The organism is Pseudomonas sp. SR18, assembly GCF_023701505.1.
Taxonomy (GTDB): Bacteria; Pseudomonadota; Gammaproteobacteria; order Pseudomonadales; family Pseudomonadaceae; genus Aquipseudomonas; species Aquipseudomonas cyclaminis.
In genome coordinates this window covers 65,740-78,561 of record NZ_JAMQAU010000014.1, presented here as the reverse complement: position 1 = coordinate 78,561, position 12,822 = coordinate 65,740, and the positions used below count along the sequence as shown (strand labels likewise).

Genomic DNA, 12,822 nt, shown 5'->3' with positions numbered 1-12,822 from the left:
AACATCGAGATGAGCGAATACTCCCTTTTCACCTCCGAGTCCGTGTCTGAAGGGCATCCGGACAAAATCGCCGACCAGATTTCTGATGCGGTGCTGGACGCCATCATTGCTGAAGACAAGTTCGCCCGCGTGGCGTGCGAGACTCTGGTGAAAACCGGTGTAGCGATCATCGCTGGCGAAGTGACCACCACCGCCTGGGTTGACCTGGAGCAGATCGTCCGTGACGTGATCACCGAGATCGGCTACACCAGCTCCGACGTCGGCTTCGACGGCGCGACCTGCGGTGTGATGAACATCATCGGCAAGCAGTCCCCGGACATCAACCAAGGTGTCGACCGTGCCAAGCCAGAAGACCAGGGTGCCGGTGACCAAGGCCTGATGTTCGGCTACGCCAGCAACGAAACTGAAGTGCTGATGCCAGCACCGATCACCTTCTCGCACCAGCTTGTGCAACGTCAGGCCGACGCGCGTAAATCCGGCCTGCTGCCTTGGCTGCGCCCGGACGCCAAGTCCCAGGTGACCTGCCGCTACGAAGGCGGCAAGGTGGTGGGTATCGACGCTGTCGTGCTGTCGACCCAGCACAACCCTGACGTGTCCTACGCCGACCTGCGTGAAGGCGTGATGGAGCTGATCGTCAAGCACGTACTGCCGGCCGAACTGCTGAGCAAAGACACCCAGTTCCACATCAACCCGACTGGCCAGTTCATCATCGGTGGCCCGGTGGGCGACTGCGGCCTGACCGGTCGCAAGATCATCGTCGACAGCTACGGCGGCATGGCGCGTCACGGCGGCGGCGCGTTCTCCGGTAAAGATCCGTCCAAGGTTGACCGTTCGGCCGCCTACGCCGGTCGTTACGTGGCCAAGAACATCGTTGCGGCTGGCCTGGCCGAGCGCTGCGAAATTCAGGTGTCCTACGCCATTGGTGTGGCCCAGCCTACGTCGATCTCGCTGAATACCTTCGGCACCGGCAAGATCAGCGACGACAAGATCGTCAAGTTGGTGCGTGAGATCTTCGACCTGCGCCCGTACGCGATCACCACCATGCTCGACCTGCTGCACCCGATGTACCAGGAAACCGCAGCCTACGGCCACTTCGGTCGTACCCCTGCGCAAAAGACTGTCGGCGACGACACCTTCACCACGTTCACCTGGGAAAAAACCGACCGCGCCAACGACCTGCGCACCGCCGCCGGCCTGTAAGCACGCGCTGCACCCAAAAGCCCTGCCGGGTTCGCCCGGCGGGGCTTTTTATGGCCTGCGCGACCCCTTTCACATTTTTTGGATCCAAACCTTGCAGGCCCAATGATGGCCCTCTAGAATCCGCGCCCTCTCGGGCCCTCTAACCTTATCTGGATATTGACCTGCGCCAGCCCGGGATAGACACGTGCACAGGCAATCGAACATTGAGGTTTTTCATGCGCATCTCCACGCTCGCCCCTGCTGCCCTTCTGCTCAGCCTGTTCGCCCTGCCGGCCCACGCCGCTGACCTGAGCGCACTGAGTGGCGCCCTGACCTCCCAGCTGGGCGGCGGCAACTCCGGCGACTGCCAAAAACAAGCCGCAGACCTGCAAACCAAGATCGATGCGGCCGAAGCCAGCAAAGACACCTTGAAAGTGAAGGCCTTCAAAGCGGCGCAAGACCAGATCAACAAAGGTTGTGACAAACTTTCCGAGGCCCAGGCCAAAGCCGACGCCAAGCAGCAAACCCAAGAGGCCAAGGCTGATAAGCCGGATGCCGTGAAAGCCTTGGGCGGTCTGTTCAAGTAAGTAGAAACACCCGGTAAAAAGCCCCGCACTGTCGGGGCTTTTTTGTGGCCGTGAGGTTCATTTAGGCTGGGCACCCTTTCCGAGCAAGGATGCTCATGATGCGTTTATTGGTTGCCCTGTTACTCAGCACGTTCCCCTTATTGGCATCGGCCGAAGACTGCCCCGACGAGGCCAGGACACAGGTCGACACCCTGGCCGAACAGGTCCGCCTGTGGGATGACAGCTATCACCGCCTCGGCCAATCCCCCGTCCATGATGAGCTCTACGACCAGGCCCGCCAGCGCCTGACCCATTGGCGCCAGTGCGTCCCTCCAACCCCCTCGAAACCTGATAACCCACTGGCTAGCGCTCGGGGCACCTTGCCACATCCGGTCGTGCATACCGGCCTGGAAAAACTCCTGGATGAACAGGCCGTCGGCGCCTGGCTGGACACCCGACACGACGTGTGGATCCAACCCAAGGTCGACGGCGTTGCAGTGACGCTGGTGTACCGTCAGGGCCGCTTGAAGCAGGTGATCAGCCGCGGCGATGGCACTCTCGGCCAGGACTGGTCAGCCTCCGCCCGCAGGATCCCCGGCATTGTCCAGCAACTGCCGGAGCCCATCGATGTGGTGCTGCAAGGCGAGCTGTATTGGCGCCTCGACGACCACGTGCAATCAGCCCTGGGCGGGCTCAATGCCCGCAGCAAGGTGGCCGGCCTGATGAACCGCCGACAGTTGAGTAACGCCGACGCCGCCGGTATCGGCCTGTTTGTCTGGGCCTGGCCGGACGGCCCGGCCGTTTTTACCGAACGCCTGGCCATCCTGGCACGCTGGGGTTTCACCGACAGCCAGCGCTATAGCCAGCCCGCCCGGACGATCACCGAAGCCGCGCACTGGCGCACCTATTGGTACAACCACACACTGCCCTTCGCCAGCGACGGGGTGGTACTGCATCAGGCATCACGGGCGCCCGCCAAGCGCTGGCAAGTCAGCGCACCCTACTGGGCTGTCGCCTGGAAGTACCCCGCTTCCAGGGCCTTGGCCCTGGTCCGCAAGGTGCAGTTCAAGATCGGCCGCACGGGGCGCATAACGCCGATTCTGGAACTGGAGCCAGTGCGGCTGGACGACCGACAGATCAGCCGGGTCAGCGCCGGCTCGCTGAAACGCTGGCAGGCGCTGGATATTCGCCCTGGCGACCAGGTGTCCATCAGCCTGGCAGGCCAAGTGATCCCGCGACTGGACCAGGTGATCCTGCGCAATACCAAACGGATCGACCTTCCTGTCCCCGACCCGCAGGACTTTCACGCCCTGAGTTGCTGGCAACTGGACCCAGGCTGCGAAGAACAGCTGCTCGCACGCCTGACCTGGCTGAGCGGCAACCAGGGCTTGGCGTTGCCGCACATGGGTCGCGAGACATGGAACATATTGATCCAGGCCGGTCTAATCGCAGGCTTTCTCGATTGGTTAACCCTGGATACGACAGAGCTTGCTAACATTGATGGCTTGGGTGAGCGCAGCCGCGCACGACTGCTCGACAGCCTTCACAGCGCTCGGCAACGACCCTTTGCACAATGGCTCAAAGCCTTGGGTGTGCCGCCTGCGGCCCGCAGCAATCTGGAGGGCAACTGGCAGACGCTGGTCGCCAGAGATACCCAGGCCTGGTTGGCCATCGATGGCATAGGTCCGGGGCGTGCAGCGCAACTGAGCGCTTTTTTCCGCGATCCACAAGTACTGGCTTTGGCTGAAACATTACGCGTGGCAGGAATAGACGGGTTTTAAACCCCGCCCAGCCACCCTTAAACCACCGCAGAATTCACCCTGCACTTTGCGATCCTGGAGCTCCACATGAAATTCCTCGCCCCTTTTGCCCTGCTGACCGTCGCAAGCTTCATGGCCACGCCACTGCTGGCCGCTGAAGAAGCCCCCCAACTCACCGGCTGCGCCGCCAAGCGCCAAGCCATCAGCACCCAGATCGAACAAGCCAAGGCCCACGGCAACAGCGCCCAACAGGCCGGCCTGGAAAAAGCCTTGAGCGAAGTCACCGCCAACTGCACCGACGCCTCGTTGAGAAAGGAGCGGGAAAACAAAGTGCTCGACGCCAAGCACGAGGTCAGCCGCCGTCAGGCCGACCTCGACAAGGCGATGAAAAAAGGCGACTCGGAGAAGATCAACAAACGTAAGGACAAACTCGCCGAGTCCCGCAAGGAACTGCAGGACGCCGTGGAAGAACTCGACCAGTAAAACCGGTCAGTGGTCACGAAACTGTTTATGGCAGGCACTGCAGGCGTCTTCGACTTTCTGTACGGCAGGCGAAAGGTTACTGGCCTTGTAGGGCTGCACCTGGCTGGCGATCACCAACTCGCCGGTGGCCGCTTCCAGGTCGCGAGCCAATTGCTGGAATTGCGCCTGTTTTTGCCACACGTCATCCTTGGCGCTGGTGTGATCTTGCTCGCGCACGCTCGGAAAATGCTTCCATGGTTCATGGGACAACGCATCGAGCTTGACCGCGCCTTCGGCGAATTTCGCGCCGTCGAACGGAATGCGTCCACGCAACATGCCGCCCAGGTCTTCGCCGGTCTTGAGCATCTGCTTGAAGATCGCCTTGCGCTGGCCCAGGGGCGAATTCGGATCGACGCCACCGCAGGCAGACACCGCCATGCAGGCCAACAGTACAACCGTCATTTTTTTAAAAGTCATGGTGGCTCAGGGTCACGGGAAACGGCGGCCAGTATCCTCGCCCCGCCCGCAAAGACCAATAGCCCTATTAATAACAAGGGTTGCCCAAGAGCGCCAAGGCGCGGGCAATCGTTTCAGGAAATACGTGTATGAGTCTCATGTTGAAACCCTGGAGCCGCCGTCTGGCGTGGGCTCTGCCGTTGATTGCGCTGCTGGCCGGCTGCGACGCAGGCAAGGACACCGGTAAAGACACAGCTAAAGATGAAGCAGCCAAACCCCATGCCGTTGCCACTTACGTCAGCGCCCCCTGGGAAGCGCTGCCGACGGTATCCGACAGCGACCTGCTGGCCGGCTTTGAATCCTGGCGCAGCGCTTGCCAACGCCTCAAGGCCGACCCGGTATGGGGCGCGACCTGCGCGGCGGCAGCCAGCGTGCCGGGCAATGCCGCAGCGGTGCGCGGTTTTCTCAAGGAGCGCCTGGATGTGTTCGGGCTGCGCTCGGCTGATAACACCCCAAACGGCTTGATCACTGGCTACTACGAACCGGTCTACCCCGGCAGCCTGACCAAGACCGCCACCGCCCATGTGCCGGTGTATGGCGTGCCGGATGACCTGATCATCGTCAACCTGGAAAGCATCTACCCGGAACTCAAGGGCAAGCGTCTGCGCGGTCGCCTGGAAGGCCGCGTGCTAAAGCCTTACGACGATGCCAGCGCCATCAACGGCCAAGGCTCCAGCGCCAAGCCGATTGCCTGGTTGACCCAGCCGATGGACCTGCAATTCCTGCAGATTCAGGGCTCGGGGCGCATTCAACTCAAAGACGGGCGTCAACTGCGCGTCGGTTACGGCGACCAGAACGGCTACCCCTACCGCCCTATCGGCCGCTGGCTGGTGGAGCAAGGCGAGCTGAAGAAAGAAGACGTGACCATGGGCGCCATCAGTGCCTGGGCCAAGGCGCACCCGGAGCGAATCCCGGAGTTGCTGGCGAGCAACCCCAGCTACGTATTCTTCAGCGCCCGCCCCGACAGCAACGAAGGCCCACGCGGTTCGCTGAATGTGCCGTTGACCGCCGGCTACAGCGTGGCGGTGGATCGCAAGGTGATTCCGCTGGGCAGTTTGTTGTGGTTGTCGACCACCAAGCCTGACGGCACGCCGTTGGCACGTCCGGTTGCGGCACAGGATACGGGTGGTGCAATCACCGGCGAAGTGCGTGCGGACTTGTTCTGGGGCACCGGCGATGCGGCAGGTGAACTGGCCGGGAATATGAAGCAGCAAGGACAAATCTGGATGTTGTGGCCCAAGGGCGCGGCGTTGCCACAGGTTCCGGAGACCCTCTAAGTCAAATGTGGGAGGGGGCAAGCCCCTTCCCACAAGTGGATCTGCGTCACAGGTCAGATCGAGACAAAGAAGAAACTCGCAATCAACGCCATGCCGACAGACCACACCACCGAGCGCAGTATCGCCCAGTCGGCCAGGTAGCAAATGATGTACAGCAGGCGGCTGGTGATAAACAGCACGGCCAACACATTGATGGTCACCAGCTCGGCCGTACCGGCCAGATGCGCGATAATCACCGCCGCCGCAAACGCCGGGGTGACTTCAAAGCCGTTGAGTTGCGCACTGTGGGCACGCTTGGCAACCCCTTGCAGGGTGTCCAGAAAAGCACGCGGGTCGTGGTTCTGCCGAGGCCCGAACTTGCCCTGGCTGAACTTGGCCACACCCGTACACAGGTAAGGCAGAAAAATTGCGATCAACACACACCAGAAAGCGACCGTCATCACTCATTCCTTTTGTCGTTTTAAACAGCGATTAGAGTTTTAGCACTAAACATACCAAACCGCACTTACCCGCTAAGAGCCGCCCCGCACCAAAAGGTTCTATCGTGCGCGGTGCAACCTCATGCCGCTGCTGCGGTCCATCCCCCCACTCATCACTGATCTTCCTCCCACTCCAAGGACCCCGGATGCTTGAACTTGTCGCCGCCTTCATTTGCCTCACCACCCTGCTCACCTACGTGAACTTCCGCTTTATCGGCCTGCCGCCCACCATCGGCGTCATGGTCACGGCCCTGCTGTTTTCCCTGATCCTGCAAGGCCTGAGCGTGCTCGGCTACCCCGGCCTGGAGGAACGCATCCAGCAACTGATAGGCCAGATCGACTTCGGCGACCTGCTGATGAACTGGATGCTGTCGTTCCTGCTGTTCGCCGGTGCCTTGCACGTCAACCTCAGCGACCTGCGCAGCTACCGTTGGCCCATCGGCCTGCTGGCGACCTTCGGCGTGCTGATTGCCACGGTAGTGATCGGCAGCCTGGCGTACTACATCTTTGCCCTGTTCGGCTGGCACGTGAGTTTCCTCTACTGCTTGCTGTTCGGCGCGCTGATCTCACCCACCGACCCGATTGCGGTGTTGGGTGTGCTGCGTACTGCCAATGCGTCGAAACCGCTTAAAACCACCATCGTCGGCGAGTCACTGTTCAACGACGGCACAGCGGTGGTGGTCTTTACCGTCCTGCTGGGCATCGCGCAATTGGGCGAGACGCCTACCGTGGGCGCCACAGCCATGCTGTTCGTCCACGAAGCCGTTGGTGGCGTGGTGTTCGGCGGGCTCATCGGCTACCTGGTTTACCTGATGATCAAGAGCATCGAACAGCACCAGATCGAAGTCATGCTGACCCTCGCCCTGGTGATCGGCGGCTCGGCCATGGCCACCGAGCTGCACGTCTCTGCACCGATTGCGATGGTGGTGGCCGGGCTGATCATCGGCAACCTGGGGCGCAAGCTGGCGATGAACGACATGACCCGGCGCTACCTGGACGGTTTCTGGGAGTTGCTCGACGACATGCTCAACGCCTTGCTGTTTGCACTGATCGGCATGGAACTGCTGCTGTTGCCGTTCAATTGGCTGCACGTATTTGCGGCCAGTTTGCTGGCAGTGGCGATCCTGCTTTCGCGCTTGCTGACCGTAGCCCCGGCGATCCTGCTGCTGCGCCGCTGGCGCGCGGTGCCGCGCGGGACCATCCGCATCCTGACCTGGGGCGGCTTGCGCGGCGGGGTTTCGGTGGCATTGGCGTTGGCCCTGCCACTGGGCCCGGAGCGCGACTTGCTGCTGAGCATCACCTACATCGTGGTGCTGTCCTCGATCCTGTTGCAGGGGTTGAGCATCGGCAAGCTGGTCAAGCGCGTGACCCGGGACGAGCCCCAGGCCACGCCTGACGCTCACTGATCCTGGTCGATACGCTGCGGATGCCTTGGGTCCGCAGCCTTCTTGCCCGGCAGGCTGCCTTCGCTGCGAATCTGCGCATGGCTGATCAAGGCAAAGATAAAGCTGCCCCCGATGATGTTGCCGGCCAGTGTCGGGCCGGCAAACACCAGCCAGAAATCCTTCCACGGCAGCTCGCCGGCAAACACCAGATAAGACACTTCTGCCGAACCCACCACGATATGGGTGAAATCCCCCAGCGCCATCAGGTAGGTGATCAGAATGATGATCCACATCTTGGCGCTTTCCATCGATGGAATCATCCACACCATGGTGGCGATCATCCAGCCGGAGATGATGCCCTTGGCGAACATCTGACCGGGGTCGTTTTCCATGATCTTGCGCCCGATCTCCAGGAAGGCCATGTCGGTCTTGGTATCGAAGATCGGCAGGTGCAGCATCACATAGGCCACCAACAGGGTGCCGCAGAGGTTGCCGACCAGCACCACTGACCACAGCCGAAGCAGACGCCCGGCATTGGCCAGAGTTGGCTTGCTCATGACCGGCAGCACGGCGGTAAGAGTGTTTTCAGTGAACAGTTGCTGGCGCGCAAGAATCACCGCCAGAAAGCCCGCACAGTAGCCGAAGCTGGCAATCACCTTGAATGCTTCACCCTCGGGCAGGCGTGAATTGAGCAGCCCCATGGCCATCAGCGACAGGCCCATGGTCAACCCGGCGGCCAATGCCGACCACCACAAGGCGGCCACGTTGCGCTCCAGTTCCTGGTCACCCTGGGTGCGGATGATTTCATGCAGCACCGCTGCACGGGGTGGCTGGTTATCGTCCACATCCTGCTGCTCTTCCTGCGAAAGGTTGGGAGTTTTGCCGTCTTCGTGTTTGGCCATGATGGTCCAGAGTCCAAGGGGTGCCTGTAGCTACGACACGCCCCAGCGATGGCTGTTCAGTGGCCAGGTCACTAAACCGGAATACGCCAGGCCCTGGCCTGTTCCACAGTCGTGGAATTGACCGGCTTACCCCAGGGTTTATTGCGTGCTCCGTAATTTTGAACAATGCCGTCAAGCACGCGGTTGAATGCTGCCGGCGTGGTCGCTTTGGCCAAGTCACGCGCCGCCGCTTGCAACAACTCGACATTGGCATCTGGCTGGCCCGGGCGGTACTGCGATGGGTAAATGACCTCACGGGTGAAGTTCTCAGCCCTCACCGCGAGATCACGCCTCTGCATTTCGGCGACGGCACTGGTCATGACCTTGGAGATTGGCGTTTTAACCAATGCCTGCATGGCGCCCATCTGCAAAAGCTGCTGGAAGTTACGCTGCCCACCGGCATTAAGGCGCTGCCCCAGCCACTCGACTTGTTCGGGCCGACGAGCGAGTGCGTCCAGGTTACGTAGCGCCGATGCCAACTTCGGCGTGAGCGCAAGCGCTCCTGCAGATTGATTGGCATCCGTAATCGCACCGTCCAGCACCCCCAACGCCTCGTAAGCATCCTCGCGAAACTTCAGTACGGCTCCGGCAGCCGGATCATTCTCCAAGTGACCCTGAACACGGGTGATGTGTTCATCATCCATCGCCAACAGCGCGCTTTCCAATGAGGCGAACGGATGATGCTCACGTGTTGTGTCACGCCTTTCCAGATGGGCCGCTACCGCTTGACGCGCCAGCGCCTGCAGATAATTTTTCTGTTCAGGGGTCATGGTGAAGTTGACGGTGCCATTGAGCAGGCCGCGGAAGTCACCTTTTGTGGTGTTCAGCGGCAACGTCACGGTCTGATCAGCGAGTGTTTTGAGCCGATCATCTTGATAAGCCTCGGCCGCCGTGTGCGGAGTATCGGTAAAGGTGTCGACCAGATGACTGAAAAAACCACCGCTTTTTTGCGGCGTTTCAGGCTTTTCGGATTCGAATTGGACGATCAGCGGCTCGTCTCTGTTCCAGATGCTCTCTGGCAACGAACGGTCAATGACATTGGGAGCAGGGGTATTGAGGAGCAGCCCACCATCGCGAAAGGCCGTAACTTCTGAACCCTCCTGAAATCCGTGGCCCTGCTCGACCGGGCTCTTGAACAGCATCGGCAACGAACCCGAAATATGGGCAGCGCGGGCGATGTCCATCTCCGGGGTCAGGTTGGCGTTGAACACCACCAACTGCGGGCGACCGTCGAACATAGCTGTGCCGGTGATATTGAGTTGCTTGATTGCAGGGATAACGCGATTCAACACCTCAAGATCGCGAAAGGTGGGCGCCCCTCCGGCACTGAGCCGGTCGGCAATCTTCATGAGTTCTGCTGGCCGGGTGGCCCTGGGCGTGTCGGCGATATGGGCGAGAATTGATTTGCGCGACTCATTGCGCATCATCTCTACCAATAGGGGGGCCTCGCTTTGCAGGCGCGGCATCATGGTCAATAAGAGCTGGGAAATATTACCAACCGGACCAGGCAGTCGCTTGGCGAGCTTGCCAAGGGTCGAACTTGCATCTTGCAACCAGGCTGTTACCGGGTCTTGGCTGTTGAGCAAACCGGGCAGGTCGATACGATCCAGCAGGCTATCGAACGCCTTGCCGCCTATTCCGCTGGCAAGCAATACGCCAGAAATCGCCCCCGCGGATGAGCCGGACACCACCTTGATACCCTGCATTTTCCCGACATCTTCAAGCGCCTGCGTCATCCCGGAAAAGGCCACACCTTTGGCACCGCCACCGCTGAGCACCAGATGTCCAGGCGCAGGCGGTGACAAAACCACCTCCACTGCGCCACTGCTGTCGCGATAGAGGCTCAACTTACGGGGCCCTAGCCCCTCGACCAACGAGGTGCTAGTGCTTGGGTCCAAAGGACAAGGCAACGGCGGCTGAACCTGATGAACGGAACCGGACACTTTCATACGCAAGCCTCTCACTGCAGGGTGTGAGACTGAGTGATGAGCACGCTACGAAAAGATCCACGCAGAATGACCCGGTAACTAAAATCCAACCGCTGCCGTGTTATTCACGAAGGCTGTCATCCTGGAACTGGTCTTTCACGTATTTGATCTCTGTACGGCCGTGAGGGGCCGGCAGGCCGTCTTCGCCGAGGTTGACGAAGACCATTTTTTCCACGGTGAGGATGCTTTTGCGGGTGATCTTGTTGCGCACTTCACAGGTCAGCGTGATGGAGGTGCGGCCGAACTCGGTGGCGGTGATACCCAACTCGATAATGTCGCCCTGGCGCGACGCGCTGACGAAGTTGATTTCGGAAATGTATTTGGTCACCACCCGCTGGTTGCCCAGTTGGACGATGGCGTAGATAGCTGCCTCTTCGTCGATCCAGCGCAGCAGGCTACCGCCGAACAGGGTGCCGTTGGGGTTGAGGTCTTCGGGTTTTACCCATTTGCGGGTGTGGAAGTTCATGGTCACTCCAAAGCGTCTTGCCGAATGATGGGCAACATCATGGCAGAGCCCAGGCCCAAGCTCTATGAGCCATTGCCTATCAAGCCCATGAACGATCTTCATGCCGCCGACAGAAAGGCTTGGGAAGTCTGGCGCACACGGCTATAATCGCCCCCGTTTCAAAACGGTCATTTTCAATTGATACCGTTCTCCCGCCACCTGTCCGAGGGGCGCTGCAGCAGGTTCAACCTGTCAGGCTCGGATGGGGCGTTGTCCGGCCTGATTCCCCTGGCCTGATACTAAACGCACAACGGCGCCCATTCGCACACTACGAATGGAGGCTCTTCATGAGCGCTGTCAACACGCCTGCAGATTTCACCGACTACAAAGTCGCCGACATGTCCCTCGCCGCCTGGGGCCGTCGCGAAACCTTTATCGCCGAATCCGAGATGCCAGCCCTGATGGGCCTGCGTCGCAAGTATGCCGGCGAGCAACCGCTCAAGGGCGCGAAGATTCTCGGCTGTATCCACATGACCATTCAGACTGCCGTACTGATCGAAACCCTGGTTGCCCTGGGTGCCGAAGTGCGTTGGTCGTCCTGCAACATCTTCTCGACTCAAGACCAGGCCGCCGCTGCGATCGCTGCTGCCGGTATCGCGGTTTACGCCTGGAAAGGCGAAACCGAAGAAGAGTACGAGTGGTGCCTGGAGCAAACCATCCTCAAAGATGGCGCGCCTTGGGATGCCAACATGATCCTCGACGACGGCGGCGACCTGACCGAGTTGCTGCACAAGAAATACCCGGCGATCCTGGACCGCGTCCACGGCGTCACCGAAGAAACCACCACTGGCGTACACCGCCTGCTGGACATGCTGGCCAAGGGCGAGCTGAAAATCCCGGCCATCAACGTCAATGACTCGGTGACCAAGAGCAAGAACGACAACAAGTACGGCTGCCGTCACAGCCTGAACGACGCCATCAAGCGCGGCACCGACCACCTGCTGTCGGGCAAGCAAGCCCTGGTGATCGGCTACGGTGACGTGGGCAAGGGTTCGTCCCAGTCCCTGCGTCAGGAAGGCATGATCGTCAAGGTCTCCGAAGTTGACCCGATCTGCGCCATGCAAGCCTGCATGGACGGTTTCGAAGTGGTTTCGCCGTTCATCGACGGCCAGAACGACGGCACCGAAGCGAGCATCGACAAGGCCCTGCTGGGCAAGATCGACCTGATCGTGACCACCACCGGCAACGTGAATGTTTGCGACGCAAACATGCTCAAAGCCCTGAAGAAGCGCGCCGTTGTCTGCAATATCGGCCACTTTGACAATGAAATCGACACCGCTTTCATGCGCAAGAACTGGGCATGGGAAGAAGTGAAGCCACAGGTGCATAAGGTTCACCGTACCGGTGCTGGCGATTTCGACCCGCAGAACGACGACTACCTGATCCTGCTGGCTGAAGGCCGTCTGGTTAACCTGGGTAACGCCACTGGCCACCCAAGCCGCATCATGGATGGCTCGTTCGCCAACCAGGTACTGGCCCAGATCTTCCTGTTCGGCCAGAAATACGCCGACCTGTCGCCTGCCCAGAAAGCAGAGCGCCTGACCGTGGAAGTACTGCCGAAGAAACTCGACGAAGAAGTGGCCCTGGAAATGGTCCGCGGCTTCGGCGGCGTAGTGACTCAACTGACCAAGACTCAGGCCGACTACATCGGCGTGACCGTTGAAGGTCCGTTCAAGCCGCACGCTTACCGCTACTGATATGCCTGCTGCCTGCTCTCCTAGTGGGGGCGGGCTTCTAATGTGGGAGGGGGCTTGCCCCCGATGG

General features: G+C 60.4%; 12 protein-coding genes and 1 riboswitch. Of the genes, 7 read left to right on the top strand and 5 right to left on the bottom strand.

Features of this window, described 5'->3' with window-relative positions:
- Positions 1 to 9 precede the first annotated feature (9 nt).
- From metK to NDJ82_RS20015, 4 genes are all read left to right on the top strand, one after another.
- A complete protein-coding gene (gene metK, locus NDJ82_RS20030; RefSeq protein ID WP_099585792.1) occupies positions 10 to 1,200 on the top strand; it encodes a methionine adenosyltransferase in 1,191 nt (396 codons plus the stop codon).
- A gap of 215 nt (positions 1,201 to 1,415) precedes the next feature.
- Entirely contained in the window at positions 1,416 to 1,766 is a 351-nt protein-coding gene (locus NDJ82_RS20025) for a hypothetical protein (RefSeq protein WP_099585793.1), read from the top strand.
- Between the two features lie 95 nt (positions 1,767 to 1,861).
- Positions 1,862 to 3,526: an NAD-dependent DNA ligase LigB gene (ligB, locus tag NDJ82_RS20020; protein ID WP_250926152.1), complete on the top strand. Its 1,665-nt coding sequence runs from the start codon at positions 1,862 to 1,864 to the stop codon at positions 3,524 to 3,526.
- A gap of 66 nt (positions 3,527 to 3,592) precedes the next feature.
- Positions 3,593 to 3,988 (top strand): DUF1090 domain-containing protein, encoded by a 396-nt coding sequence (locus NDJ82_RS20015; RefSeq protein WP_099585795.1) that lies wholly within the window; start codon positions 3,593 to 3,595, stop codon positions 3,986 to 3,988.
- A gap of 6 nt (positions 3,989 to 3,994) precedes the next feature.
- Here the strand turns inward: NDJ82_RS20015 and NDJ82_RS20010 are convergent, their stop codons facing one another.
- A complete protein-coding gene (locus NDJ82_RS20010) occupies positions 3,995 to 4,444 on the bottom strand; it encodes a c-type cytochrome (RefSeq protein ID WP_250926151.1) in 450 nt (149 codons plus the stop codon).
- 128 nt (positions 4,445 to 4,572) lie between these two features.
- On the opposite strand from NDJ82_RS20010, the gene mltA reads away from it, so the two are divergent.
- Positions 4,573 to 5,760 carry a murein transglycosylase A gene (gene mltA, locus NDJ82_RS20005; protein ID WP_250926150.1) on the top strand — a complete coding sequence of 396 codons (1,188 nt, stop codon included), beginning with the start codon at positions 4,573 to 4,575 and terminating at the stop codon, positions 5,758 to 5,760.
- A 53-nt stretch (positions 5,761 to 5,813) separates the two neighbouring features.
- Here mltA and NDJ82_RS20000 read toward each other — a convergent pair whose 3' ends face one another.
- A complete protein-coding gene (locus tag NDJ82_RS20000; protein WP_099585798.1) occupies positions 5,814 to 6,200 on the bottom strand; it encodes an MAPEG family protein in 387 nt (128 codons plus the stop codon).
- Positions 6,201 to 6,385: 185 nt separating this feature from the next.
- Between NDJ82_RS20000 and NDJ82_RS19995 the strand changes: the two genes are divergently transcribed.
- A complete protein-coding gene (locus NDJ82_RS19995) occupies positions 6,386 to 7,645 on the top strand; it encodes a cation:proton antiporter (protein ID WP_099585800.1) in 1,260 nt (419 codons plus the stop codon).
- On the opposite strand, the gene NDJ82_RS19990 is transcribed toward NDJ82_RS19995, so the two are convergent.
- The 3 genes from NDJ82_RS19990 to NDJ82_RS19980 form a co-directional block, all read right to left on the bottom strand.
- Positions 7,639 to 8,526: a formate/nitrite transporter family protein gene (locus tag NDJ82_RS19990; protein WP_158879138.1), complete on the bottom strand. Its 888-nt coding sequence runs from the start codon at positions 8,524 to 8,526 to the stop codon at positions 7,639 to 7,641. The two genes, NDJ82_RS19995 and NDJ82_RS19990, sit on opposite strands and share 7 nt — an antisense overlap.
- A gap of 71 nt (positions 8,527 to 8,597) precedes the next feature.
- Positions 8,598 to 10,514 (bottom strand): patatin-like phospholipase family protein, encoded by a 1,917-nt coding sequence (locus NDJ82_RS19985; RefSeq protein ID WP_250926149.1) that lies wholly within the window; start codon positions 10,512 to 10,514, stop codon positions 8,598 to 8,600.
- Between the two features lie 100 nt (positions 10,515 to 10,614).
- A complete protein-coding gene (locus tag NDJ82_RS19980; protein ID WP_099585803.1) occupies positions 10,615 to 11,019 on the bottom strand; it encodes an acyl-CoA thioesterase in 405 nt (134 codons plus the stop codon).
- Between the two features lie 198 nt (positions 11,020 to 11,217).
- A riboswitch (S-adenosyl-L-homocysteine riboswitch) is annotated at positions 11,218 to 11,324 on the top strand.
- Between the two features lie 21 nt (positions 11,325 to 11,345).
- Here NDJ82_RS19980 and ahcY point away from each other — a divergent pair.
- Positions 11,346 to 12,755: an adenosylhomocysteinase gene (gene ahcY, locus NDJ82_RS19975; protein ID WP_017735703.1), complete on the top strand. Its 1,410-nt coding sequence runs from the start codon at positions 11,346 to 11,348 to the stop codon at positions 12,753 to 12,755.
- Positions 12,756 to 12,822: the final 67 nt, after the last annotated feature.

Bases quoted from the DNA above. Each gene is read 5' to 3' on its own strand.
- metK (WP_099585792.1), top strand. From the start codon at position 10: ATGAGCGAATACTCCCTTTTCACCTCCGAGTCCGTGTCTGAAGGGCAT.
- NDJ82_RS20025 (WP_099585793.1), top strand. From the start codon at position 1,416: ATGCGCATCTCCACGCTCGCCCCTGCTGCCCTTCTGCTCAGCCTGTTC.
- NDJ82_RS20010 (WP_250926151.1), bottom strand. From the start codon at position 4,444: ATGACTTTTAAAAAAATGACGGTTGTACTGTTGGCCTGCATGGCGGTG.
- NDJ82_RS19980 (WP_099585803.1), bottom strand. From the start codon at position 11,019: ATGAACTTCCACACCCGCAAATGGGTAAAACCCGAAGACCTCAACCCC.
- NDJ82_RS20015 (WP_099585795.1), top strand. From the start codon at position 3,593: ATGAAATTCCTCGCCCCTTTTGCCCTGCTGACCGTCGCAAGCTTCATG.
- NDJ82_RS19985 (WP_250926149.1), bottom strand. From the start codon at position 10,514: ATGAAAGTGTCCGGTTCCGTTCATCAGGTTCAGCCGCCGTTGCCTTGT.
- ligB (WP_250926152.1), top strand. From the start codon at position 1,862: ATGATGCGTTTATTGGTTGCCCTGTTACTCAGCACGTTCCCCTTATTG.
- NDJ82_RS20000 (WP_099585798.1), bottom strand. From the start codon at position 6,200: ATGACGGTCGCTTTCTGGTGTGTGTTGATCGCAATTTTTCTGCCTTAC.
- NDJ82_RS19995 (WP_099585800.1), top strand. From the start codon at position 6,386: ATGCTTGAACTTGTCGCCGCCTTCATTTGCCTCACCACCCTGCTCACC.
- NDJ82_RS19990 (WP_158879138.1), bottom strand. From the start codon at position 8,526: ATGGCCAAACACGAAGACGGCAAAACTCCCAACCTTTCGCAGGAAGAG.
- mltA (WP_250926150.1), top strand. From the start codon at position 4,573: ATGAGTCTCATGTTGAAACCCTGGAGCCGCCGTCTGGCGTGGGCTCTG.
- ahcY (WP_017735703.1), top strand. From the start codon at position 11,346: ATGAGCGCTGTCAACACGCCTGCAGATTTCACCGACTACAAAGTCGCC.